This window comes from Burkholderia sp. Bp9143 (assembly GCF_003853645.1).
GTDB lineage: Bacteria > Pseudomonadota > Gammaproteobacteria > Burkholderiales > Burkholderiaceae > Burkholderia.
The window spans coordinates 131,043-154,959 of record NZ_QTPO01000015.1 but is presented as its reverse complement, the minus strand read 5'-3'; the positions used below and the strand labels follow the sequence as shown (position 1 = coordinate 154,959).

Annotated in this window: 28 protein-coding genes and 1 tRNA gene; 19 read left to right on the top strand and 10 right to left on the bottom strand. The window is 61.5% G+C overall.

Translation table 11 applies throughout. From position 1 onward, the window contains the following. The 4 genes from DIE23_RS14200 to recA form a co-directional block, all read right to left on the bottom strand. Positions 1-687: ATP-grasp domain-containing protein (locus DIE23_RS14200; protein ID WP_185646447.1), on the bottom strand; the 687-nt coding region annotated here is incomplete at its 3' end. A gap of 68 nt (positions 688-755) precedes the next feature. After that, complete coding sequence (locus DIE23_RS14195) at positions 756-1,364, bottom strand: DUF2889 domain-containing protein (protein ID WP_124612697.1); 609 nt, start codon at positions 1,362-1,364, stop codon at positions 756-758. Positions 1,365-1,510: 146 nt separating this feature from the next. Next, positions 1,511-2,380, bottom strand: a complete 870-nt coding sequence (recX, locus tag DIE23_RS14190; RefSeq protein WP_124612688.1) for a recombination regulator RecX — start codon at positions 2,378-2,380, stop codon at positions 1,511-1,513. Further along, a complete protein-coding gene (gene recA / locus DIE23_RS14185; protein WP_124612687.1) occupies positions 2,380-3,453 on the bottom strand; it encodes a recombinase RecA in 1,074 nt (357 codons plus the stop codon). Before recA ends, recX begins: the two co-directional genes overlap by 1 nt. 190 nt (positions 3,454-3,643) lie before the next feature. Between recA and DIE23_RS14180 the strand changes: the two genes are divergently transcribed. The 6 genes from DIE23_RS14180 to DIE23_RS14155 all read left to right on the top strand — a co-directional run bounded on the left by DIE23_RS14180 (position 3,644) and on the right by DIE23_RS14155 (position 9,978). Continuing rightward, complete coding sequence (locus DIE23_RS14180) at positions 3,644-4,372, top strand: response regulator transcription factor (protein WP_124612686.1); 729 nt, start codon at positions 3,644-3,646, stop codon at positions 4,370-4,372. 17 nt (positions 4,373-4,389) lie between these two features. Further along, on the top strand, positions 4,390-5,943 hold the full coding sequence (locus tag DIE23_RS14175; protein ID WP_124612685.1) for a sensor histidine kinase: 1,554 nt from the start codon (positions 4,390-4,392) through the stop codon (positions 5,941-5,943). Between the two features lie 231 nt (positions 5,944-6,174). Beyond that, a complete protein-coding gene (locus DIE23_RS14170; RefSeq protein WP_124612684.1) occupies positions 6,175-7,833 on the top strand; it encodes an MFS transporter in 1,659 nt (552 codons plus the stop codon). Positions 7,834-7,943: 110 nt separating this feature from the next. Continuing rightward, positions 7,944-8,020, top strand: a tRNA-Met gene (locus DIE23_RS14165). A 282-nt stretch (positions 8,021-8,302) separates the two neighbouring features. Further along, positions 8,303-9,472, top strand: a complete 1,170-nt coding sequence (locus DIE23_RS14160) for an XRE family transcriptional regulator (protein ID WP_124612683.1) — start codon at positions 8,303-8,305, stop codon at positions 9,470-9,472. After that, complete coding sequence (locus DIE23_RS14155; RefSeq protein ID WP_124612682.1) at positions 9,469-9,978, top strand: DUF4411 family protein; 510 nt, start codon at positions 9,469-9,471, stop codon at positions 9,976-9,978. Before DIE23_RS14160 ends, DIE23_RS14155 begins: the two co-directional genes overlap by 4 nt. 405 nt (positions 9,979-10,383) lie before the next feature. On the opposite strand, the gene DIE23_RS14150 is transcribed toward DIE23_RS14155, so the two are convergent. Together DIE23_RS14150 and DIE23_RS14145 are read right to left on the bottom strand one after the other, a co-directional pair. Next, the gene (locus DIE23_RS14150; protein ID WP_124612681.1) at positions 10,384-11,403 is read right to left on the bottom strand and encodes a tyrosine-type recombinase/integrase; all 1,020 of its coding nucleotides are present in this window, start codon (positions 11,401-11,403) and stop codon (positions 10,384-10,386) included. Beyond that, positions 11,384-11,836, bottom strand: coding sequence for a hypothetical protein (locus tag DIE23_RS14145; RefSeq protein WP_124612680.1), 453 nt, complete (start codon positions 11,834-11,836; stop codon positions 11,384-11,386). Before DIE23_RS14145 ends, DIE23_RS14150 begins: the two co-directional genes overlap by 20 nt. A gap of 139 nt (positions 11,837-11,975) precedes the next feature. Here DIE23_RS14145 and DIE23_RS14140 point away from each other — a divergent pair, with 139 nt between their 5' ends. From DIE23_RS14140 to DIE23_RS14090, 11 genes are all read left to right on the top strand, one after another. Beyond that, entirely contained in the window at positions 11,976-12,236 is a 261-nt protein-coding gene (locus DIE23_RS14140) for a hypothetical protein (protein WP_124612679.1), read from the top strand. Continuing rightward, positions 12,233-13,585, top strand: coding sequence for a replication initiation factor domain-containing protein (locus DIE23_RS14135; RefSeq protein WP_260436059.1), 1,353 nt, complete (start codon positions 12,233-12,235; stop codon positions 13,583-13,585). Before DIE23_RS14140 ends, DIE23_RS14135 begins: the two co-directional genes overlap by 4 nt. Then, positions 13,560-13,817, top strand: a complete 258-nt coding sequence (locus DIE23_RS14130) for a hypothetical protein (protein ID WP_311767816.1) — start codon at positions 13,560-13,562, stop codon at positions 13,815-13,817. The genes DIE23_RS14135 and DIE23_RS14130 overlap by 26 nt, the downstream gene beginning before the upstream one ends. Positions 13,818-13,819: 2 nt before the next feature. Further along, positions 13,820-14,020 carry a hypothetical protein gene (locus tag DIE23_RS14125; protein ID WP_124612678.1) on the top strand — a complete coding sequence of 67 codons (201 nt, stop codon included), beginning with the start codon at positions 13,820-13,822 and terminating at the stop codon, positions 14,018-14,020. Continuing rightward, positions 14,017-14,316, top strand: coding sequence for a hypothetical protein (locus DIE23_RS14120; RefSeq protein ID WP_124612677.1), 300 nt, complete (start codon positions 14,017-14,019; stop codon positions 14,314-14,316). The genes DIE23_RS14125 and DIE23_RS14120 overlap by 4 nt, the downstream gene beginning before the upstream one ends. 52 nt (positions 14,317-14,368) lie before the next feature. Beyond that, on the top strand, positions 14,369-14,617 hold the full coding sequence (locus DIE23_RS14115) for a major capsid protein (RefSeq protein WP_124612676.1): 249 nt from the start codon (positions 14,369-14,371) through the stop codon (positions 14,615-14,617). Positions 14,618-14,773: 156 nt separating this feature from the next. After that, entirely contained in the window at positions 14,774-16,300 is a 1,527-nt protein-coding gene (locus DIE23_RS39520) for a hypothetical protein (RefSeq protein WP_185646446.1), read from the top strand. 8 nt (positions 16,301-16,308) lie between these two features. Further along, on the top strand, positions 16,309-16,602 hold the full coding sequence (locus tag DIE23_RS14105; protein WP_124612675.1) for a DUF2523 family protein: 294 nt from the start codon (positions 16,309-16,311) through the stop codon (positions 16,600-16,602). A 3-nt stretch (positions 16,603-16,605) separates the two neighbouring features. Next, a complete protein-coding gene (locus DIE23_RS14100) occupies positions 16,606-17,700 on the top strand; it encodes a zonular occludens toxin domain-containing protein (protein ID WP_124612674.1) in 1,095 nt (364 codons plus the stop codon). Beyond that, positions 17,697-19,064, top strand: a complete 1,368-nt coding sequence (locus DIE23_RS14095; protein WP_260436058.1) for a type II secretion system protein GspD — start codon at positions 17,697-17,699, stop codon at positions 19,062-19,064. The genes DIE23_RS14100 and DIE23_RS14095 overlap by 4 nt, the downstream gene beginning before the upstream one ends. Before the next feature lie 94 nt (positions 19,065-19,158). Continuing rightward, a complete protein-coding gene (locus tag DIE23_RS14090; RefSeq protein WP_124612673.1) occupies positions 19,159-19,398 on the top strand; it encodes a hypothetical protein in 240 nt (79 codons plus the stop codon). A 326-nt stretch (positions 19,399-19,724) separates the two neighbouring features. Here DIE23_RS14090 and DIE23_RS14085 read toward each other — a convergent pair whose 3' ends face one another. Both DIE23_RS14085 and DIE23_RS14080 read right to left on the bottom strand, forming a co-directional pair. Continuing rightward, positions 19,725-20,699, bottom strand: a complete 975-nt coding sequence (locus DIE23_RS14085) for a LysR family transcriptional regulator (protein ID WP_124612672.1) — start codon at positions 20,697-20,699, stop codon at positions 19,725-19,727. A gap of 196 nt (positions 20,700-20,895) precedes the next feature. Then, positions 20,896-21,864 carry a GlxA family transcriptional regulator gene (locus tag DIE23_RS14080; protein WP_124612671.1) on the bottom strand — a complete coding sequence of 323 codons (969 nt, stop codon included), beginning with the start codon at positions 21,862-21,864 and terminating at the stop codon, positions 20,896-20,898. A gap of 116 nt (positions 21,865-21,980) precedes the next feature. On the opposite strand from DIE23_RS14080, the gene DIE23_RS14075 reads away from it, so the two are divergent. Together DIE23_RS14075 and DIE23_RS14070 are read left to right on the top strand one after the other, a co-directional pair. After that, positions 21,981-22,664, top strand: coding sequence for a DJ-1/PfpI family protein (locus tag DIE23_RS14075; RefSeq protein ID WP_124612670.1), 684 nt, complete (start codon positions 21,981-21,983; stop codon positions 22,662-22,664). Positions 22,665-22,757: 93 nt separating this feature from the next. Further along, positions 22,758-23,069: a cupin gene (locus tag DIE23_RS14070; protein WP_124612669.1), complete on the top strand. Its 312-nt coding sequence runs from the start codon at positions 22,758-22,760 to the stop codon at positions 23,067-23,069. A 9-nt stretch (positions 23,070-23,078) separates the two neighbouring features. On the opposite strand, the gene DIE23_RS14065 is transcribed toward DIE23_RS14070, so the two are convergent. Together DIE23_RS14065 and DIE23_RS14060 are read right to left on the bottom strand one after the other, a co-directional pair. Continuing rightward, positions 23,079-23,363, bottom strand: coding sequence for a PAAR domain-containing protein (locus tag DIE23_RS14065; RefSeq protein ID WP_124612668.1), 285 nt, complete (start codon positions 23,361-23,363; stop codon positions 23,079-23,081). Between the two features lie 159 nt (positions 23,364-23,522). Continuing rightward, positions 23,523-23,915 (bottom strand): MAPEG family protein, encoded by a 393-nt coding sequence (locus tag DIE23_RS14060; RefSeq protein WP_124612667.1) that lies wholly within the window; start codon positions 23,913-23,915, stop codon positions 23,523-23,525. Between the last annotated feature and the right edge of the window lie 2 nt (positions 23,916-23,917).

The following is a 23,917-nucleotide window of genomic DNA, read 5'->3' as shown; positions in this document are numbered from 1 at the left end:
GATTTCCGGGTGGCGGAACAGCGCGTTCGAGTCGAAGTTGAACTTCGCGTCGAGTGCGATGACCTTGCCGTCGCCGGAGACGTTCAGCGGGTTGATTTCAGCCAGCGACGCGTCGGTTTCCCAGAATGCCTTGTACAGGCCTTGCAGGATGGCGCGCGCTTGCGGAATCGAAGCAGCCGGCACGCCGATCTTCGCGGCGAGGTCGTCAGCCTGGGCGTCGAGCAGGCCGGTCGACGGCTCGACGATGACCTTGTGGATCAGTTCCGGGTGCTTTTCGGCAACTTCTTCGATGTCCATGCCGCCTTCGCTCGAACCCATCAGAACGATCTTTTGCGACACGCGATCGACGACGAGGCTGACATACAGTTCCTGCTTGATGTCGGCGCCTTCTTCGATCATCAGACGGTTGACCTTCTGGCCTTCCGGACCGGTCTGGTGCGTGACGAGCTGCATGCCGAGGATCTGGTTCGCGTATTCGCGAACCTGCTCGATCGACTTCGCCACCTTCACGCCGCCGCCCTTGCCACGGCCACCCGCGTGAATCTGAGCCTTCACGACCCAAACCGGGCCGCCCAGCTCTTCTGCCACCTTGACGGCCTCGTCAACCGAGAACGCCGGCTTGCCGCGCGGTACCGCGACTCCGAATTTCCGCAGGATTTCCTTACCCTGGTACTCGTGAATCTTCATGCGTGATTCCCTTCAGTCTGAGAGTTGGATGAAAAGTCGCTTAAGACGCTTCTTCGAATGATTTCCGTTCACTCCTTCGTGCTGCCCTCGCCGGGCACGTCCGGCCGGCTCGCGCCATACCAGCGCGGGTAGTACTGCCGCACGACCTCGCCGTCGAACCGCAATGCCCGGCAGCGGCCGAGCTGGAAAGGCGGTTCGACGTGCTCGCCGCCATGGTCCGGCCCTTCGCCGCCCTCCTCGCGCACGTTCCACACGTCACCGGCGAACGCCTGGATCGCTGCCGTCGGCAGCACGGCGCACAGTTCGGTGAGATGGGAACAGCCTGCGACGCCGGCGAGCAGCCGGTTCGCGTTGCGGCGGAAATTGCGGAAGAGATTGAGCCCGATGAGGGCCCGATAGGCGGGAGGAGCGGATTGACAGTGACCGGGATAGGGAACCCATTCCGAGGACGCTTCGGCGTCGACGACATTGAGGTCACGATCGATAGTCACGCGCAGCCAGAGTTCGTGGATCGGCAGGCCCTGGGGCCGGATGCCCGACGCAAGCGCGACATCGCGCGGCTTGTGGTCGGTCAGGCAGGCTTCGATGTCCCACAAGCCGTCGCCGCGCTCGTAGGCTTCCGCTCGGATTGCGCGTCGATGTCGCAACTGACGGGGCACGGGCTCGGATAGCGGCATGCTGGAGGTTGAGGCCGAAGAGGAAAACCCGTGGATTTTAGCATATCGGGTATTTGAGGCATCCGGCCGCGACGGCGGGTATTCCCGCCTGTCCGGAAACGGTTGCATTGCAGCAAAATCGCGCGCAGCGCGCGCGACCGAACTGGTCAATCGTCGATCGGGAAATCGTCGCCGACCTTCAGCAACTTCACGATGGTCGCACTCGAGAAGCCGCGCGCGGCAAGGAAGCGCGCCTGCTTCGCACGCTCGGCGGGCGTTTGCGGCAGTGCACCGAATTTCTTGCGCCAGACGGCTTGCGCGCGCGTCCACTCGGTCTCGCGCAATTGCGCATTCACCTCCTCGACGAGACTGTCGCCGACCGCATGGCGCTTCAGTTCGCTGACGATGCGCGCGACGCCGACGCGCGATGCGCGGCGATGCACGAGGCTCTCGGCAAAGCGTGCGTCGGACAGCCAGCCCTCCTGTTCCAGCGCATCGAGCACCGGCTCGACCGATTCGTCCTCGCCGACGTACGGTGCGAGCTTGCGCGCGAGTTCGGCGCGGCTGTATTCGCGCCGTGACAGATAGCCGAGTGCGCGGCCCTTCAGCGAACGCGGCGGTTTCGACGACTTGCGCTCGGTGGCGCCGGATTCGTCGCCGGAAGCAGCGCTGCCTGAACCGCCAGACGCACGGCGCGTGCGACGCGGATGCTGGCTGCTGCGTGTATACACATCTCCCTTGACCGACGCCGCCGCATCGGCTGCGCGCTCGCCCGAGAAGCCGACACCGGACACGCGACGGCGCGACCGGTCGTGCGCGTCGAACGATTCGTCGTCGTCGAACGGATCGACCGGCGCGGCCATCTCAAACGAAACGAGGGCATCGTCGGATGCCCTCGTCGCGGTGCGGTTCGCGGCATGGCTGCCCGCGTCCCGCCGGTCGGCACCCGAGGATGTGGCTCGCCGGCCGGACCGACCCGCCGCTTCGGGCGTGTCGCTCGGTTCCGGTTCGCCAGCCTGACCTCGGCGCCCGACCATCACTCTTCTTCGTCCATCGCCTCGGCTTCATCGTGGCCTGCGCCATCGGGCATCGCAGCGACGCCGAGCGACTCACGAATGCGGTTCTCGATCTCACGGGCGATTTCCGGGTTCTCACGCAGGAATTCACGCGCGTTGTCCTTGCCCTGACCGATCTTCTCGCCGTTGTAGCTGTACCAGGCACCTGCCTTGTCGACGATCTTCGCCTGCACGCCGAGATCGATGATCTCGCCCTGACGCGAAATGCCTTCGCCGTACAGGATGTCGAAGATCGCTTCGCGGAACGGCGGCGACACCTTGTTCTTGACGACCTTCACGCGGGTTTCGTTGCCGATCACCTCGTCGTTCTTCTTGATCGAGCCGATCCGGCGGATATCCAGACGCACCGACGAGTAGAACTTGAGCGCGTTGCCGCCCGTCGTGGTTTCCGGGTTGCCGAACATCACGCCGATCTTCATCCGGATCTGGTTGATGAAGATCACGAGGCAGTTCGTGCGCTTGATCGTGCCCGTCAGCTTGCGCAGCGCCTGCGACATCAGGCGAGCCTGCAGGCCCGGCAGCGAATCGCCCATCTCGCCTTCGATTTCGGCCTTCGGCACGAGCGCCGCGACCGAGTCGATGACGATCATGTCGATCGAGCCCGAGCGCACCAGCGCGTCGGTGATTTCGAGTGCCTGCTCGCCGGTGTCCGGCTGCGAGATCAGCAGCTCCGGCACGTTCACGCCGAGCTTCGCTGCATATTGGACGTCGAGCGCGTGCTCGGCGTCGATGAAGGCTGCCGTGCCGCCCAGCTTTTGCAGTTCGGCGATGACCTGCAGCGTGAGCGTGGTTTTACCCGACGATTCCGGACCGTAGATCTCGACCACCCGGCCGCGCGGCAGGCCGCCGACGCCGAGCGCGATATCGAGACCCAGCGAGCCCGTGGAGACAACCTGGATGTCTTCGGTCGCGTCGCCGTCGCCCATCCGCATGATCGACCCTTTGCCGAACTGCTTCTCGATCTGCGCGAGTGCGGCCGCCAGCGCCTTGCTCTTCTCGGCGGTCATCCCGGAGCCCTTCTTGCTATCTTCCATGAATCGTCCTTTGCTATGATGAGCAGCGTCTGTCAGAGGCGCGCCCGCTTTCAAGCGCTGCCCACGAATGCAGACACTGTATAAAAAAACAGTGTTTTATGCAAGCCCGCAATGCAGGCTGCGTTGTACACGGATAACTTCGGAGACAGCCGCGCCGGCGCGAACGCCCCGCCGGCCACCGGTCAGCAACATGCGAATTCTCATCGCCGAAGACGACAGCATACTCGCGGACGGCCTCACCCGGTCACTCCGCCAATCGGGCTATGCGGTCGACCACGTGAAGAGCGGCGTCGAGGCCGATACCGCGCTGTCGATGCAGACCTTCGACCTGCTGATCCTCGATCTCGGGCTGCCCAAGATGTCCGGGCTCGACGTGCTGAAGCGCCTGCGCGCGCGCAATTCCAACCTCCCCGTGCTGATCCTGACCGCCGCCGACAGCGTCGACGAGCGCGTGAAGGGGCTCGACCTCGGCGCGGACGACTACATGGCCAAGCCGTTCGCGCTCAACGAGCTCGAGGCGCGCGTGCGCGCGCTGACCCGGCGCGGCGCGGGCGGCGGCCCGACCGTCGTGCGCCACGGCTCGCTCGCGTTCGACCAGGTCGGCCGCATCGCGTATGCGAACGAGCGCGTGCTCGATCTGTCCGCGCGCGAGCTCGGGCTGCTCGAAGTGCTGCTGCAGCGCATCGGCCGCCTCGTGTCGAAGGAGCAGCTCGTCGACCATCTGTGCGAATGGGGCGAGGAAGTCAGCAACAACGCGATCGAAGTGTACGTGCACCGGCTGCGCAAGAAGATCGAGCCGAGCGGCGTGCGGATTTCCACCGTGCGCGGCCTCGGCTACTGCCTCGAGAAAGTCGCGCCCGCGGCGCCGACCGACTCGGCCGCGCCCCAGCCCGCGGCAGCCGGCACGCCGCTGCGCTGAAACCGGCCGTCGCCGCGATGGCCACGCCGGCCCATCCCCGCCATCCGACCGGCGAGCAACCGTCCGCCGCCGACGCCGCGCGCGACGCGCGCTACGAGAACCCGTTCGCGCCGCCCGACGAAACCGATACGCCCGAGGCCGCGCGCCCGCGCTCGCTGTTCGGCGAAATCCTCGACTGGATGCTCGCGCCGCTCCTGCTGCTGTGGCCGATGAGCATCGCCGTCACCTATCTCGTCGCGAAGACGATCGCGAACGGCCCGTTCGACCGCGCGCTCGAGACCAATGCGTACGTGCTCGCGCGGCAGATCCATCCGGTCAACGGCGTCGCCGAGCTGACGCTGCCGCAGCAGACGCGCGACTTCCTGCGCGCGGACAACATCGACAGTGTTTACTTCCAGGTGCTCGGCACGCGCGGCGAGCTGGTCGCGGGCGAGGCCGACATGCCGCTGCCGCGCGACGAGGACCGCCCGTCGCCGGGCGTGGTCGTGTTCCGCGACGATCTGCTGCGCGGCAACGACGTGCGCGTCGCGTATACAACCGTCGCGCTGCCGGAGGCGAGCGGCGCGCAGCCCGTGCTCGTGCAGGTCGGCGAGACGCTCGACAAGCGCAACGCGCTCGCGAACGACATCATCAAGGGCGTGATCCTGCCGCAATTCGTGATCCTGCCGCTCGCGATCCTGCTCGTGTGGTTCGGGCTGTCGCGCGGGCTCGCGCCGCTCAACGCGCTGCAGGCGCACATCCGCGCGCGGCGGCCCGACGACCTGTCGCCCGTCGAGGCGCAGCGCGCGCCGCCGGAAATCGAGCCGCTCGTCACGTCGTTCAACGACCTGCTCGCGCGCCTCGAACAGAACATGGCGCTGCAGAAGCGCTTCATCGCCGACGCCGCGCACCAGATGAAGACGCCGCTCGCCGGGCTGCGCACGCAGGCCGAATTCGCGTTGCGCCACCCCGTGCCGCCCGACGTGCAGCGTTCGCTTGAGCAGATCGCGACGAGTTCCGAGCAGGCCGCGCGGCTCGTCACGCAACTGCTCGCGCTCGCTCGCGCCGAGAACCGCGCGAGCGGGCTGACGTTCGAGCCGGTCGAGATCGCCGCGCTGGCACGACGCACGGTGCGCGACTGGGTGCAGGCGGCACTCGCGAAACGGATGGACCTCGGTTACGAAGGCCCGGAGGACGACGCGCCGCTCGACGTCGACGGCAATCCCGTGATGCTGCGCGAGATGCTCGGCAACCTGGTCGACAACGCGATCCGCTACACGCCCGAAGGCGGCCGCATCACCGTGCGCGTGCGGGCCGAGCGTGCGGCGCGGCGCGTGCATCTCGAAGTCGAGGACACCGGGCCCGGCATCCCGGCCGCCGAACGCGACCGCGTGGTCGAGCGCTTCTATCGGATCCTCGGCCGCGAAGGCGACGGTAGCGGCCTCGGGCTCGCGATCGTGCGCGAAATCGCCGCGCAGCACGGCGGCACGCTGACGCTCGACGATCATGTCTATCAGCAGGCGCCGCGCCTCGCCGGCACGCTCGTGCGCATCAGCCTGCCGCTGTCGGAAGCCGATCCGGATCAATCCTGACGCGCGCCGGCGCCAATCCTGCACAACAGGCCGCGATCGCATCGAAACCGGCGCTTTACCGCCCGTTAGCGACACGATCGGGGCGCGAAACGACCGATTCGGCGCGGGTTAACGCGCAGTCGTTTTGTCCGCGCGAGTCAGTGCGCCGTAAGTTTCCCTGCCAATAATCGTCGACAGGCCCGCCCACCCAAGGCGGCCGCATATCTATATCAAGGGACTTGGAGACGATTCATGGCAACGTTAGGCGGGCAAATTTCGCACGCGCCGATGACGGGCGAAGAGAAGAAGGTGATCTTCGCGTCGTCGCTAGGCACCGTGTTCGAGTGGTACGACTTTTACCTGGCCGGGTCACTCGCGGCCTACATCAGCAAGAGCTTCTTCTCCGGGGTCAACCCGACCGCCGCATTCATCTTCACGCTGCTCGGCTTCGCGGCCGGCTTCGCCGTGCGGCCGTTCGGCGCGATCGTGTTCGGCCGGCTCGGCGACCTCGTCGGCCGCAAGCACACGTTCCTCGTGACGATCGTGATCATGGGCATCTCGACCTTCGTAGTCGGCTTCCTGCCCGGCTATGCGTCGATCGGCATCGCGGCGCCCGTGATCTTCATCGCGATGCGGCTGCTGCAGGGCCTCGCGCTCGGCGGCGAGTATGGCGGCGCGGCGACCTACGTTGCCGAGCATGCGCCGGCGAACCGTCGCGGCTTCTACACTGCGTGGATCCAGACGACCGCGACCCTCGGCCTGTTCCTGTCGCTGCTCGTGATTCTCGGCGTGCGCACGTTCATCGGCGAGGAAGCGTTCGGCAGCTGGGGCTGGCGCGTGCCGTTCGTCGCGTCGATCCTGCTGCTCGCGGTGTCGGTGTGGATCCGGATGCAGCTGAACGAATCGCCGGTGTTCCTGCGCATCAAGGCGGAAGGCAAGACGTCGAAGGCGCCGCTGACCGAAGCGTTCGGCCAGTGGAAGAACCTGAAGATCGTGATCCTCGCGCTCGTCGGCCTGACCGCCGGCCAGGCCGTCGTGTGGTACACGGGCCAGTTCTACGCGCTGTTCTTCCTCACGCAGACGCTGAAGGTCGACGGCGCCAGCGCGAACATCCTGATCGCGATCGCCCTCCTGATCGGCACGCCGTTCTTCCTGTTCTTCGGCTCGCTGTCGGACAAGATCGGCCGCAAGCCGATCATCCTCGCGGGCTGCCTGATCGCGGCACTGACCTACTTCCCGCTGTTCAAGGCGCTCACGCACTACGCGAATCCGCAGCTCGAGATCGCGACGCAGAAAGCACCGATCTCGGTGATCGCCGATCCGGCTACCTGCGCGTTCCAGTTCAACCCGGTCGGCACGTCGAAGTTCACCGACTCGTGCGACATCGCAAAGAGCGCGCTCGCGAAGGCCGGCCTGAACTACGAGAACGTCGCGGCACCGGCCGGCACGACCGCACAGATCAAGGTCGGCGATACGGTGATTGCAGCCTATGACGGCAAGGCGGCCGACGCGAAGGCGCAGGGCGCGGCGTTCGACAAGACGCTCGTGTCGACGCTGAAGGCGGCCGGCTACCCAGCGAAGGCCGACCCGGCCCAGCTCAACTGGCCGATGACGATCGTGATCCTGACGATCCTCGTGATCTACGTGACGATGGTCTACGGCCCGATCGCCGCGATGCTGGTCGAGATGTTCCCGACGCGGATCCGCTACACGTCGATGTCGCTGCCCTATCACATCGGCAACGGCTGGTTCGGCGGCTTCCTGCCGGCGACCGCGTTCGCGATCGTCGCGGCGAAGGGCAACATCTACTCGGGGCTGTGGTATCCGATCGTGATCGCGCTGGCCACGTTCGTGATCGGGCTGCTGTTCGTCAAGGAGACGAAGGACTCGAACATCTACGCGCAGGATTGAGATCGGACGCGGGCGGGAACCCGCCCGCAACCCGGGCCGGTACCTTTTTTCAGGAAAGATGAAAAAAGGTGTTGACAGCCTGGCGGCACATCTACATAATTCAATTCTTCGGCGAATTAGCTCAGTCGGTTAGAGCGACGGAATCATAATCCGCAGGTCCGGGGTTCGAATCCCTGATTCGCCACCAGCATTATCAAGGGGTTAGCGCAAGCTAACCCCTTTTTCATTTCTGCTCCGTCAACCGAGTGTCAACGGACGAATTTTGTCGTCTGCATTGAACCGGCTCTTTGGGGCTGATCGATCAGGACCAGACAGCCCTTCGATTGCGGGGGCGATCGGTCAAATTTGGGTCGAAATTGCCCTTTGCTCTAGTCACGAATCTTGCCCCCGTGAGGGTATGATGATCGGCAGTTCTGGCACCGGCCATCCCAACTAAACCAAGGCGACCGACGGCGAGAGTCAATCTGCTATGGAAGCGTTAGTCAATCCTTCTCAGATTCGCTGGGCTCGTGAGCGAGCACAACTCGGACTGGACGAGTTGGCGCGCGACATCAAGGTGAGTGCCGACAAAGTCGTCGACTGGGAAGAAGGTCGTGTGCGCCCCTCCTTTGCCCAAGCTCAGAAGCTTGCGAAGGCGACCCGTATCCCCTTCGGGTTTTTGTTCCTGGACAATCCACCACAAGAGAGCCTTCCGCTGCCGGATTTTCGAAGGATGGGCACGAAGTGGCAAAACAGGATCAGCCCGGATCTTCGCGATGTTCTGAACGATGTGCTCTATAAGCAGCAGTGGTACAGAGATTACCTCGTCCAGAAGGGAGCTGAGAGCTTGCCCTTCATCGGGCGCTTCAAGGGGCGAAGCGCAACTTCGCAGTTTGCAGCAAGCGAAATTGGGAAAGAGCTAGGGATAACCGAGACGCTTCGTCGCAGCGCAAGTAACTGGGAAGATTATTTCGGCAAATTGATCAAACAGGCCGAAGCCGCAAGAATTTGGGTATTGCGTAACAGCGTTGTAGGTAACAACAATACGCGCAAGCTCTCGGAGGAAGAATTCCGGGGATTCGCCATTGCTGATGACATCGCCCCCCTTATTTTCATCAACACTTCGGATTCGAAGACGGCGCAGATATTCACTTTCGCGCACGAGCTTGCTCACTTGTGGGTTGGTGCAAGCGGCATATCGAATCAAAGTTTGGAGTCTCACAGCGGGGACGACGAGGACGTTGAACGCTATTGCAATCAGATTGCTGCGGAATTGCTCGCGCCAGAGAAAGAGTTTCTATCGGTTTGGAATCAAGCCGTTCCGGATGACGAACGTCTCACTCGTACCGCACGATATTTTCGTCTAAGCACGGTCGTGATCGCACGCCGCGCATTCGACTTGAAGATTTTTGGGTGGAACGAGTACGTGATCACCTATCGACGCGAAAAAGAGAAATGGGTAAAAAGTCAGCGTACCGACGGGCAAGCTGATTTTTTCAACACATTAAAAAGTCGAAACGGCAATCGCTTTACTCGGGCGGTATTGTTGAGTGCCTTTGAGGGTCAATCCTTGATGCGCGATGCAGCGTCTTTACTCGGTGTCAAGCCGAACAGCCTGCATGCGGCTTATAAGAAACTCTTGTCGGGGGCTAAAGGGTGACCTACCTACTGGACTCTAACGTTTTCATCCAAGCCAAGAACACCTACTACGGCATGGATTTTTGCCCCGCATTCTGGGCGTGGATAGATCACGCTAATGGACATCATGGGGTCGCGTCAATCGACTGGGTGTACAAAGAGTTAGTTGAAGGCGGGGACGAGTTAGCGAAGTGGGTGAAAGCAAGAAAAGGCCCTACGCTGTTTCTACCGGTAAGTGACTCTCAGACACAGAAAAAATATGTCGAGGTGGTCAATTACGTTCAAGGCAATAAAAACTACACTGATCCAGCAAAGGTGAGATTTCTCGCCAAAGCTGATCCTTGGCTTATCGCTAAAGCAGCGATAATGGGCGCGACCGTTGTAACGCATGAGAAGCCCGACAAGATTGCCAAGGCTGCTGTAAAGATACCGGACGTCTGTGATCAATTTGGCGTCGGCTATCTGAACACGTTTGAATTGTTGCGTTCGCTCAAAGCGAAGTTTGGGCACATGCCCGGTACGAAGTAATCTGCGCACGAGCGACGCATTTGGGTTCGCACGACAGTCGAGTTCTCGCATGCGAGAATCGCCCACGCACCGGTAGCAACGACTGTCGCGAACCGCAATTTTTTGGTGCTGAGTTTTCGTTATTTGGGTCGAACCTGACTGTCGCACGGCCTACATCCCCGCTTGCGCAGAGGCGGCACAAGCAGTTCACCTATCTAGACGGCGGCCGTTTCTCAGAAGAGTCGCAATCGGACTCGCACGTGTCATCTGAACTATCGATGTGCTGAATGGAGCTTGGTAGGCGGCCAAGAGGATCCGCGCCAAACTCTCGTCCGACTGGACTCATGTCGAGCCAACGTTGCATTTCGAGGTCGACCGTCATCGCTTTACGGTTCTTGGGGGACCGAGCCCGAGTCGGCTTTTTGCTCATGACGCCTCCCTCAGATATTCCAATTGTCGCAGCGGATTTAACATCTTAGCCTCCTGCAGATGCTCAGGGGCGAGATGTGCGTAGCGCATCGTCATCGTCAAGCTTTGGTGACCGAGGATTCGTTGCAGCGTTAGTATGTTTCCGCCGTTCATCATGAAGTGACTGGCAAACGTATGCCGAAGTGCGTGGGTCATTTGACCATCTGGGAGCGCGATACCCGCTCGCTCAACCGCTTCTCGAAACGCCGACCAAGCGTAACCGAAAATGCGGTCGCCATTACGGTACTCACGGTAGTGCTCTTGCATTGCCTGGACGAGATCGTCGGCAATCGGCACCGACCGCACCTTGCCAGACTTTGTTCTCGCGAACTGGATGAGTCCATTCCCTAGCTGCGAGATTCGCATTTCCTCGACTTCGCTCCATCGCGCGCCCGTTGCAAGGCATACGACGGTGATTAGACGCACGTGGGGATTTCGGGCGTCGTCGAGAGCAGCCAGCAACACTTTGATTTGACCCGTCGTCAGATAGGTCAATTCGGTCTCCTGAATCTTGAACTGGCGTATTTTTGCCAGCGGGTTGTCTCGGGTCCATACCCCGATCCGATTCAGCTCGTTGAACATCGCCCTCATATAGGCCTGCTCACGATTGAGGTTGTTCGCGGTGATGCCTGCGGCCAGACGGGTAGCTCGGTACGCAGCAAACATTTCAGCCGTGAAGCGATCTGCTACGGGATCGCCCATCGCATCCGCCATCGCCTTCAAACGTCTCAGCGTATCGTTAGCTGAACGCAGGCCGGTCCCGTGGTGCGTAAACCAGAGATCGATCAATGTCGAGAGCTTGCGCGTGTCACGACGTTCGGGTTGCCAGTCTGCTCTTTGATTCACCTGGGCAGTCAACCAGGACACCCACGCTTTTGCTTCCGCTTGCGTCTTGAACGTTTTCCGAAAGCGCTTCCCTCCCCGTCCGCCCGGTTGAAGATCGGCCAGCCATCCTGAGTCAGTTTTCTTGATCGTCATCTCGTTGTTTAGGTCGCTTGGCATGCCTCTCGGCACACCACTCTTTCCACGAGCCGGGATCTGGCGTGTCATCTCGCCAGACATCAGCAAGTAATCGCAAGTTGTGCGTTGCGTCTTCGCCCAACGTCCCGGCCACCTTCTCGATCGTTGCCTCGAAGTTCGGCAGGCCGGTAAGGATCCACTTGCCGTAAGACGGCCCGAGATGCACTACCGCTAGCAGCATCTCAACCGTAGGCAGCTGTTTTTCCAAGTACAGGTTTTGCCATTTCGAGGCCGCAACGCCCGTTCGCTTTTCAAGCCATGAGTACTTGCCGCGAGCTGGTGCAACGAGATCGGCAGCAAAAAGCAGCCGGTCTCTGAGCTCGATCACTCGCCTTTCGAACGGGGCATTCGGCGTGGTCGCGGTCCGACCACCGATCTTGTCTTGTGCCATCGCTTACCTCTTGACACGCGAACATACGTGGCTATACTGCCACAAACGCGTATCTAATACGTGATTAACGTGTATCTCATACGTGATGCTGGGGAGCGAGCGTATGAGGGATAGACGGGTGACCGTACAGGAGAGAAGTGTGGAACGCAATACGGCAACTCCCAAGAATCCCGGCAAAGTTATCGCCGACCAGTCGTCGTTTTCGAGTATTTCACACCCGATTGGGGCAATCCCGCTTATGACTCGTGAGGCGTTCGCCGCTGCAATCGGCCTGCCAATCACCGTCCTTGTCGCTCAAGCAGAACGAGGTTATTGGCCGGTGGTACGCGTCGGCAAACGGGTGTTCATCAATGTTGAGCTGGTGCGGAAGCGCGCGCTTGAGCAGGAGTTCGTGCTGTGAGCCGCGTAAAGAACGAACTCGTAATCGATTCGCACGGTCACGCGTGCCGAGCGGCCGCCCGCAGCGGGAGCGAGGACGGCCACTCGGCACGCGTGACCGCGTCGCGCGGCGGCGCTCCGGTCGATGCCTCCTCCTTGACTAACAGGAGGGGAACGGAAAGGCCGGCCATCGCGGCGGTGCAGGAATTGCAGATGGTCATGACGGATACGGGCGAATTGAAAACGGTACTCGTGCGTCGTCCGGTCAATGAACAGGTCGCGATGATCGATACGCTGCGCTTTACCGTGGGTGAAGAAACATGGAATCGAACCGCCCGCGAGCAACTTATCGGTGACGAGTGCTTTGTGCTCGAGGCCAGCAGGTATCTCGAAGAAATCTTCGGCTTCGGCATTACGCGCGACTTGAAGAAGAGCCGCGACTTCTACACGAATGCGTGGGAACTCGGTGACAACTATGGTCACGTCGCGTTCGGTGGTGCCAGGCAACGCGGAACGATGCTCATCAACCTGAGCGGTCAAGGCTGCATCGCGGCTAAGGCTGGGTGGGAATCCCGGTTGCACGACTTCCTTGTCGATACGGCAGTGCGACCGACGATTACGCGTGTTGACCTCGCGCACGACTGCATGGAGGGCGAATACACGGTCGATCAGGTCGATGGATGGTACGACGATGGCCTGTTCACCTGTTCCGTGAATGCCCCGCACCATGAGTACAAGGGTGATTGGAAGAAACCGAACGGCAAGGGTCGCAGCGTTTACATCGGCCTGCGTCGGAACGGGAAGCTGTGCCGCGCATATGAGAAAGGCCGTGAACAAGGCGATGCCGACTCGGAGTGGTTGCGGATCGAAGTCGAGTTTCGCAACAACAAGCGCGTCATTCCGTTCGATGTGCTGCTCGATCCATCGAGTTACTTCGTAGGTGCTTATCCATGCCTTCGGCTGCTGGACGCCTCGCGCGCGCCCGAAAAAATCGAGATTAAGCGCAAGGCGGCGGAAATCAACGTCGATGCGAGCCTGCGAAACATCCGTACGAGCTACGGCAAATATGCGTTCGTTCTTCGCAACGTCCTGGGCGATGCCGATTTTCTCGACGCGATCACAAACCAGTCCGGCGAGTGGCCGGAGCGGCTCAAGGTGCCCGACTTCGAGACTTGCGCGACGCCGCTGCATGCGTTGCCACGAGCACAAGTATTCAACGATTTAGACCCCTCTGGCGATGGCTGGACAGAGGAAACGGTCTTTGCACCAGCCGCTACGACAGGAAACAGCCATGCGATTCACGAGCAACGTGAAGGTGACGGGGATGAAGGCGAGCAAAGGTCAAATGGAAAACGGGACGACCTTCGATAGCACGAAGGTCTACACCGAAACGCCACTGGACGATTCGAAAGGCACGGCTAAAGGCTTCGCGGTCGCGGAGTTCACGCTTGGCACGTCCGCTGAGTTCGACAAGTACAAGCATCTGCCCTTCCCCTTCGAGGCTGCTGCAGATCTGGAGCTCGTGACGAACGGGAAGACGCAAAAAACCGTGATGCATTCGCTGAAGCCGCTGGAAATGTCCCGGCCGGCCAAGGCAGGCTGATCATGGATGGCGGGGTCGTGTACGTGGTGCAGGACCTTGTTTCCGGCGGCTTTCTGCGGCCCGATTCCGGGGACGTGGGCCGTACTGACCGCCTGCGTGATGCGGGTGGATTCGAGGATCTCGGTGAGGCGTATGAGGCTGGGATTGACCATTGCGACGGGTCATTTGACGTCGTGCCGGTGATCTTCTGGAAGGGGAATTGATTGTGTCGGCCGGCACTGTTCAGAACATCTTGCTGTGTATGCCCGTCACGTCCGATCAATCGTCAGCGGTCGATCAGCAAGTATGTCCGCCTTCGGGCAACCAGTATTTCCATCTTCAATCGCAGTCGGCGTATGTGCTCAGTCCAGCGAGCGGAGTCTATCTGGATGGGTTGACTGAGCCTTTCGACTACGCGGCTGCAGCAGGTTTCTTCGCATTGGCATTCACCACGGTCGTCGCGGTGTGGATGGTTAGTGCAACTGCGGGGAGTTTGCTCGATTTTATTCGTCGAGCATGAGAAATGCGCACCGGGCGCTTCCCGGTTTTATTGAGCTACGAGGTAAAGAGTAATGAAGGCAAAACTGCACGCACTGAAAAAAATGACCGCACGTACTGGTCTCGTGATTGCCGGCGGCATTCTGGCCGCGACCGCCAACGCACAGGCAGCAACGACTGCCCCGGACTTCAGCACTCTGACGTCCACGATCGATATGAGCACCGTGGTCACGGCGGTTCTTGCCGTGGCGGGTGTGATGGTCGGTGTGTATGTCGCAATCAAGGGTGCGCGCATCGTCCTGCGCATGGTCAAGGGCGCGTGATTTAGCGGTATTCGAAGTTGTATGGGGGGAGCCAAGGCTCCCCTCTGTCGTTTACGGGAGCGTGGTCATGATGGCAGCTGACGTTTGGTATGTAGTCGTTTTCGCGTGGGGAATTGTATGCGGCTGGGCCTGTGTAACCGGTCTGCGGGGTGAGTGATGCGATTGCGTAATGTGGTGTGCATTCTTGTAGTTCTCGGTTTGGTCACTCGGGCCGAAGCCGGCACGGTGATCGTCTTCGACACAAATGGGAATATCACCGGTTCCTACGTCGATCCGACTACACCCTACACATACGGCAAGACTCAAACCGAAACATCTGGCCTCCTATACAAGAAACTCGGCCAACGCGGCATGGCAGTCACCGACGTGACCGTCACCAAGACCATTGAGGCGGTGGAATCAGTCGGTGTAGGGGCTGCCAATGGCGCGCGAGCGGGAATAGGGGCCGGTTGGTTGGGAATTGTTGCGGGCGCAGTCATTGGCGCTGTAGTGAACTTCGCCATTGGGCTTGGACTGGACCAGCTAGTGAAATGGCTGTTTGGTTCCGATGACAGCGTTACGGCGACGACCGTTTCGAGCGCACCGCCGTCGGCATCGCAGTACTACTTTTCAAACATCAGCAGCTATTGGCCTGAGGCTTGTGGACGCCAGATCGAGAAAGACTACTTAACGGATACTGACGCGTTGACTGCCGAGCTCCAGCGTGCTCAGACAGCGCCAGTTGTGTGCTTTGGGATCGACGCGTCAAAGGTCTCCAAAGTGACCGCGGGGACGTGTAACGGGAGCGGTCGATGCACTTACACGTCCTATACGCCGGCGACTGATACGACTGAACAGCTGACCGTGGTCTTTTCGCAGGCGTATGGAGCGCCGCCCAATCTGCAACCTTCGTCGTCAGGAAGCACCTCGACGGTGAAGAGCAACTATGCGACTGCGGCGTCCAATATCCCTGACTCTGAAAAGGCTCAGCCAATCAATCCGGAACTGATGGCGAATACGGTGAACGCTATGTGGCAGCAGGCGTCGCAGCAGTCTGGCTATCAGGGTGTCCCGTTCGACCCGACTGATCCGATAACGACCCAGGACGCGACAGACTGGCAGAACGCCAACCCTAATTTCACTGCGACCGTTGGCGATGCTATCGGCACCGGAGTCGGCAGTGGGTCACAAGGGCAGCCAAACAGCGGCGGATCATTGGGCGCGTTGCCGGTTTCAGGCAGGCCGGGATCGTCTGACACGACGCCGGGAGTGGGTACTGGCACCGGCACCGGCACCGGCACTGGCACCGGCACTGGCACTGGCACTGGCACTGGCACTGGCACTGGCACTGGCACTGGCACTGGCACTGGCACTGGCACGACGGGCCAATTGTGCGGTGCCCCGGGCGAACCGGTGTGTGAAGTCGACTTTGGACCGAATCCGAACGTACCTCAACCCTCGCTAGAGAACATACCGACGATCCAGATGATTCTCGACCCGGTTCTCAACATGCTCCCGGGGTTCAAGTCCTTTCAAGTTCCGGCACATACAGGAACGTGCCCGACTGCGTCGTTCTCCGTCTTCGGCAACACGTACACCGTTAGCGAGCACTGCGTCCTGCTCGAGCAGTATCGGACGCCGATCACTGGCGCATTCTCACTGATGTTTCTACTCGCTTCCGTTTTCATTGTTTTGATGGCTTGAGGTGATCAATGTACGCGATATTCATTTCAGCAATTTGGTCCGCTCTTGGATGGCTGGTCAGGTCCGTCCTGGTCAAGTTTGTGCTGTATTTCGGTCTGTACTTCTTCGTTACCGAAGCGGTGTCGTACATGCAAAACGTCGGGATCCTTCCGAACTCGGCGACGCTGTCGGGAGCCTTTGGTGGTATCGGCTCTGGTGTTTGGTACTTCCTCGATCTTTGTGCGTTTAGCTATGGTGCGCCGCTCGTTGTAGCAGCCTACGGCGCTCGATTTGTTATTCGTCGTATTCCGCTAATCGGGTGAGTCATGGCAATCAACGCGTATTGCGGAATCATGGGCTCTGGAAAATCGTACGAGGTCGTATCGGGGCCATTGCTAGATGCGGTTGCCATCGGTCGTCGAGTAGTTACGAACATTGACGGTGTGAACGAGGACGCTATTCATGCGTACCTTGCCGATCGACGGAAGCTAGACGTGTCGCGGCTTGGACAGATAGTGCATGTGACAACTGACCGCGTCCTAGAACCGGGCTTCTTTCCCATAGAAGTCGAATCCACCGGTGGTGCTGTAGTTACTCCGGGGGTCGTAGAAGCGGGCGATCTGGTTGTCATCGACGAAGCTTGGAAGTTGTGGGCTGCTGGCGAGAAGATTCCCAAGGAGCACATCGCTTTCTTTCGAATGCACCGCCACTTTGTTCACCTTGAAACGAAAGTTGCATGTGACGTCGTTGTCATGGTGCAGTCCATTGGCGACGTGCACAGAATGCTTCGACCAGTCTTCGAGCTGACGTTTGTGATGCACAAACTCAAGTCCGTTGGGAGGCCCAACAGCTACCGTGTAGAGCAATACGACGGTTGGAAGCAAAACGCGAAAACGCGGACCGGGACATACATCAAGAGCTACAAGTCAGAGATCTTCCCACTCTATAAGAGCTATGCCGGCGGGACAGGTAACGAAGCCGTTGTGGACCGGAGGCAAAACATCTTCTCGAATCGGACGTTGTGGGTGTATGCCGCGCTGCTGGTGATGGTTGTAGCGTTGTCCGTATGGGCCGGTTGGCGATTTTTTCATCCGAAGGTATCAACCGCACGAGCTGCCGAAAAGACTAAAGCGGACGATACGCATGTTCCAGCACCGTCGGCCGGTGCAACCCCGGCTAGCCCGACGAATAAGGTCGTTGACATATCCGAAACTTGGCGTGTCCTGGGCAGGGTCGAATGGGACTCGGTTCAATATGTTGTGCTCGCAGATTCGTCTGGCCGTATGCGGGTCGATTCTCCATCTGCTTACAACGGGATGGGTGTAGCGACCGTCGGCCGGGTCGATGGTCAGCGGGTTGCGATGTGGTCTGGCGGTCGTTCAGGTGGGCCTTCGCTGGCATTAGGGGGGGCCGTGAAATGAGCAACAGCCTGAACACGATGGTTTTGGTCTTGTTCACCTGCGTCGCTATCTCTGCAAACGTTGTGATGGCTAGCGAAGTTCCACCGCTGCCTACGTTGGCATCATTGCCTGGCGGCGATAGCCCACAAGATCAGCGCCCGGTCCCAAAAGTTGCCGAAACGCAAACACAGCCAATGGTCCAACGATCGAGGGGCAATTCGTTCGACCTTAGGTTTGCGACGGTCTCGTTCGTCGTCGATTTCGTATACGAGAACGCGGTAAAGACGCCGCACGTAATCGGCCCCGATGTGCTGGCGGATACTCGTCAGGTATCGTTTCGTTACAAGGCGGACTCAGGAGATCTCCGCTCGTTCCTCAGCAATTTTCTCGGGTCGCTCGGGTATGACGTGATTGTGAAAGAGGGTGTCGACTTTATTGTGAAGAAGGCGGATTCCGACGATAAGATCGAGAGGCGCGAGCCATTCGTATACGCGCCCCGATATCGGAAGGCAGATTACCTGATGCGACTCGTCCAACCGTTGGTTGGGGGACGCTTTACGACTCAGCGAGTCGTGGCGTCTCCGGGTGGCAAGGGGGACGTTGCACAAAACGTTCCGCCGCAGTCCGCCGCGGCACTTATCGATCAAACCTCGGATCAGCTTGTGTTTCTTGGAACACCACCTGAGGTTGAAGCGCTGCGCAAGGTCCTGCCGATGATTGATATTCCTCGAGGCAAGGTGAACCTCCGAGCGTGGGTATACGAGGTGACTAACAATTCCTCGAGCCAGTCGGGATTCTCTCTCGCAGTATCGATCTTGGGATCCGCTCTCGGCATCAACAATGGCCTATCAGACCCATCGTCGGCAGTTATTCGGTTACACGCAGGGAACGCTGTCAATGTGGCTATCCAAGCGCTCGATGCTGATAGTCGCTTCACGGTCGTGACGAGGCCGAACCTGACTGTGCTGTCTGGGGAGCGTGCTCGGCTTAACGTCGGTCAGGAAGTGCCGACGCAGGGCAATATAAGCTACCAGGGCTCATCAGGTACAGCCGTGCAGTCGGTCGTGTATCAGGACGCCGGCGTCATCTTCGATGTTTCTCCAATGGTCATGCAAGACAGCATCGAACTGACTATTGATGAAGAGATCTCGGACTTCGTGCGTACCACGAGTGGCGTGAACACCTCCCCTACCAAGAACACTCGTAAGCTACAGACCGTGACTGCGATGAGGGACGGCGATATCGCTGTTATCGGTGGGCTCCTTCAGTCGCACGCAGCCGTCTCGACATCGGGCATTTCGTTCTTGCCTCGTTGGGCAAGCGGCCGAGGCAGTTCTGCCGACAAAACAGAGGTTGTCCTTGTTCTTGAAGTACGAAAGCTGTAGCGATCGTATTAGACTCACGTGCAAGAATCCGATCGTCTAGATGTCGGCGTAGTCGATTCTCGCATGCGAGAATCAACCCTGAAAGGATCTCGAAATGGACTATGCCATTGAGCTGGCAGGTGCTTCAAGCGCGGAGATCTGCGAGATTGTCGATATTTGGCTTTGGGGTTTCTCGGAGCCGGAGCACTGGCCCTCGTTGGACGAAGCGCAGCAGATGCTGGATACGTTGACGCATCTGCCTAACGCGGACGACAAGGGTGTGCGAGACGCGATAGCAAACTGTTCCGACTACATCGCCACGTACCCATCATCCGAGTCCAACATCTCAAGCTGACGGCTGAGTGCGCGCTCGACGTAAGCTAATAGCGGCTGCGTTGGGACATACGTGCTGGCGTCAACTATCTGTCAACGGCATAGCGGTTCAATGCGGACGTAAGGCGGAAGCAAGTGCCACTAAGTCATTGATTTGCAGGCCAATGCGGACTTAATGCAGGGTGATCCGACGGAATCATAATCCGCAGGTCCGGGGTTCGAATCCCTGATTCGCCACCAAATGCGAAAAGCCGCTGTTCCGCAAGGATCAGCGGCTTTTTTCATTGCTTCATCCGGCGCACGCAGTGTCGCGCGTCGACCGTCCTTCAGGCCACGCGCACTCTGCAGCTACGCCACCACTGCCCCACGCTGCGCGTCGGGCGCCTCCACCCGCACCTTCCCGCGCCAGTTCTCCCCGCCCTCCAGCGCCGGCGTCGACTCGAACAACTCCGCGAGCCAGTCCGCGAACACTCGCACCTTCTGCGACAGATGCCGGTTGTGCGGGTACACGATCGAGATCGGCTTGGGCTTCGGATTGCAGTCGGGCAGCACCTCGACGAGCGAGCCGTCACGCAGGTTCGGCAGCACCATGAACAACGTCGGCTGGATCATCCCGAACCCTTCGAGCCCGCACGTCACGTACGCATCCGAATCGTTGACCGTGACACTGCCGTTCATCCGCACCTCGACCGGCTTGCCCTCGATCATGAACACCCACGGAATCGCCCGTGCGCCATGGCTCGCGCGGAAATTCACCGCATGATGGTCGGCCAGGTCGGCGATTTCCTGCGGCTCGCCGTGACGCGCCAGATAGTCGGGCGACGCGCAGGTCACGCGCTTGAGCATCCCGATCCGCCGCGCGACCATCGACGAATCCTCGAGCGGCCCGACCCGGATCATGCAGTCGATGCCCTCCTCGACCGGATCCACGTAACGGTCCGACAAGCCGAGGTCGAGCGTGATGTCCGGATACTGCTGCCGGAAGATCGACAGCGCCGGCAGCACGACGCGCCGCCCGAGCGAACTCGGCATATGGACGCGCAGCACGCCGCTCGGCTTGCGGTTGCCGGTCTGGAAACTCGCGTCGGCTTCCGCGATCTCCGAGATGATCTTCATGCAATGCTCGTAGTACGCGGCGCCCTCCGGCGTCAGCGACAGCCGGCGCGTCGTCCGGTGCATCAGGCGCACGCCGAGCAGCGCCTCGAGATTCTGGATGATGGTCGTCACCGACGCACGCGGCATCGCGAGCGTGTCGGCTGCGCGCGTAAAACTGTTCGCGTCGACCACGCGGGTGAAAACTTCCATTGCCTGGATGCGGTCCATGCTGCGCCCCCTTCGAATCGCCAACAGAACAGAATAGAGCGCGCAACCCGCGCGGCACAAGCCCCCACCTATTGTTCTCGACTTCTGAACAGTCACGGCATTTCGGACCCGAAAGCGATCGGGATTCATGCAGTTCCAGACGCCGCGGCACCGTCCCCGGTTACCACGCGCGGCTCGCTCACCGCGCACCGGCGCGTTACCGCACGAACCGCTCGCGATAGCCCTGCGGCGACACGCCGAGCACGCGCACGAAACTGCGCCGCAGTGTCTCTTCCGAACCGAAACCACACCGCGTGGCGATCCGCTTGACGGGCCACGCGGTTTCGCCGAGCAAACGCTGCGCGGCCTCGACGCGAATCTGTTCGACCGCGCGTGCGGGCGTCCGGCCGGTGCCCGCGCGGTAGTGGCGCACGAAGCTGCGCTCGCTCATGCTGACGCGCTCGGCGAGCGCAGGCACCGACAGGTCGGCCGTCAGGTGCTCGGCGATCCACGCATGCAGTTCGCCGAAGCGGTCGTCGGTGCGCTGCATCGACAGCATCGCACTGAACTGCGCCTGCCCGCCCGGCCGCTTCAGGAACACGACAAGCTCGCGCGCGGCATCGAGTGCGACCGCCCGCCCGAGATCCTCCTCGACGAGCGCGAGCGCGAGATCGATGCCGGCCGTCACGCCGGCCGACGTCCACAGCGCGCCTTCGCGGATGAAGATCGGATCGGGCTCGACGCGCACGTTCGGGTAGCGCGCCGCGAATTCGTCGCAGCGCGCCCAGTGCGTGACCGCGCGCCGCCCGTCCAGCAGGCCGGCCTCGGCAAGCAGGAATGCGCCGGTGCAGACCGACGCGACACGTCGCGCGCGCTGCGCCTGCTGCCGGACCCAGCGCACCATCCGCGCATCCCGAGACGCGGCGTGCACGCCCTTGCCGCCGGCCACGATCACCGTATCGGGCCGCCCGGCCGAGCGCAGCGAATCGGCCATCACGACGAGGCCGGACGACGTCTCGATCGGCCCGGCCTCGGCGGCGACGACGCGCGGCGCGTACGGTGCGGGCTGGCCGCGCTCCTGCGCGAGCTCGTTGACGGATGCGAACACCTGCAGCGGCCCGGTCACGTCGAGCAACTGCGCACGGGGGAACGCGAGGACCAGAATCGAGCGCGGAGCGGCAGGCATGGCAATTGGCTGAAAACGTGGGTGATCTGGCAATTTCGCCAAACACTACGCGCCTAGAATCGATCTGTCCATCGTGCGCCGGCCGCGGCGCATCCCCTTCCCTTCGGAGTGTTCGCATGACCCTGCATATCGGCCTGCTCGTGTTTCCGGGCGTCCAGCAACTCGATCTCACCGGTCCGCACGACGTGCTCGCGTCGCTGCCCGACGCGGCTGTCCATCTGGTCTGGAAATCGCGCGACACCGTCGTGTCGAGCAGCGGCCTCGCGCTCGCGCCGACCTGCACGTTCGACGATTGCCCGCCGCTCGACGTGATCTGCGTGCCCGGCGGGATCGGCATCAACGACCTGCTGCTCGATGCCGAAACGATCGCGTTCGTGCAGCGGCGCGCGGCCGCCGCGCGCTACGTGACGTCGGTCTGCACGGGCGCGCTGCTGCTCGGCGTGGCCGGGCTGCTGCGCGGACGCCGCGCGACGACGCACTGGGCGTTTCATGCACTGCTCGCGCCGCTCGGTGCGGTGCCGGTGCGCGAGCGCGTGGTGCGCGATGGCAACCTGATCACCGGCGGCGGCGTGACGGCCGGCATCGACTTCGCATTGACGATCGCCGCCGAGCTCGTGGGCGACGAAGAGGCGCAGTCGATTCAGCTGCAGCTCGAATACGCACCGGCACCGCCGTTCGACGCGGGTTCGCCGGATACCGCGCCGGTGTCGGTCCTCAAGCGTGTGACCGAGCGCTCGGCGGCCGGGCTCGAAAAGCGCAGACAGACGATCGACGCAGCCTTGCGCACGATGTCGCGCTGATCCCGGCGCGCGGAAACCGGCGGGCAGGCACGCACGCAACACGACCACGCCGCACACCCGCCTTCCACGCTATTCGCACGCACGAACCTGACGATGAACATCATCCGCAGCACCGCCTTCACCGCGCAGCGCCCGTGGGGCGCGCTGGACATCGCGAGCCTGAACGGCATCACGATTCGCCTGCACTGGACCGATCAGCCGTACCGGTGGCACGTGAACGACGGCGAGGAAGTGTTCGCGGTGCTCGACGGTCGCGTCGAGATGCGCTACCGCGAAGCGGGCATCGAGCACGCGACGGTGCTCGAAACGGGAGACATATTCCACGCGACGATCGGCACCGAACACGTCGCGCACCCGCTCGGCGAAGCACGCATCCTCGTGATCGAGACCGAAGGCAGCGTCTGACGACGGGCTTCAGCCCGAGATGGTGCCCGTCCCCTGCGACGGGATCAGCTTCGGCTGCGGCGTGCACAGGCACTGGCACAGGTCGTGTTCGAGCGCGACGACCTTGCCCATCACGGTCATCGTCCGCTCGCCGCCGTCGGACACGATCACGCCCCGGGTCTTGCACGCGGCGCAGAACACCGGCGCGCCGAGATAGGCGAGCTCGCGGCCGTCGAACGACGAATTGGCGATCCCGTCGAGTACGACGCCGCCATGGTCGGTCGTGTCGCCCTTCAGAATGAATTTGCGGCTCAAGGTTCGGCTCTCCCTCGGAAACGCCGCGCAGCACGGCGTCGGGCCGCGTGCGGGCAGTCGGTATCCGCCCGTCGGACGCGGGCGTTTCGCGAGGATATCACCGGCGCCGCGGCAAATCGTCGAATGCGCGTCGGTCGCCGCGGCATTCGCGACGTCCGCTCAGACGAACAGCGCGACGCATAGCGCTGCGCCGCACAGATACGTGCCGAGCGCGCCGATGAAGCGCAAGGGATTCGGCCTGGCCATCGTCGGCCACGCGAGCAATCCGATCACGAGCAGACAGCGGCATGCGGTTGCCGCGACGATCAACGATACGATCGCGCGCGACGGATCGTGTGCGCCGAAATAGAGAAACAGCACCGCGAGAAACGGCGCGTATTCGGCCGTGTTGCCGTGCGCGCGCACGATCTTGTGCAACCCGTTGGCCGGATCGGGCACACACCCGGAACCGGTGGTGTGCCGGAAGCGCGTGACCGAAACGACGAGACCGAGCCCGAACAGCAGCAACCCGAGGATCGCCGTGCAGACGAGCGCGACGGGATGGATCGACATGG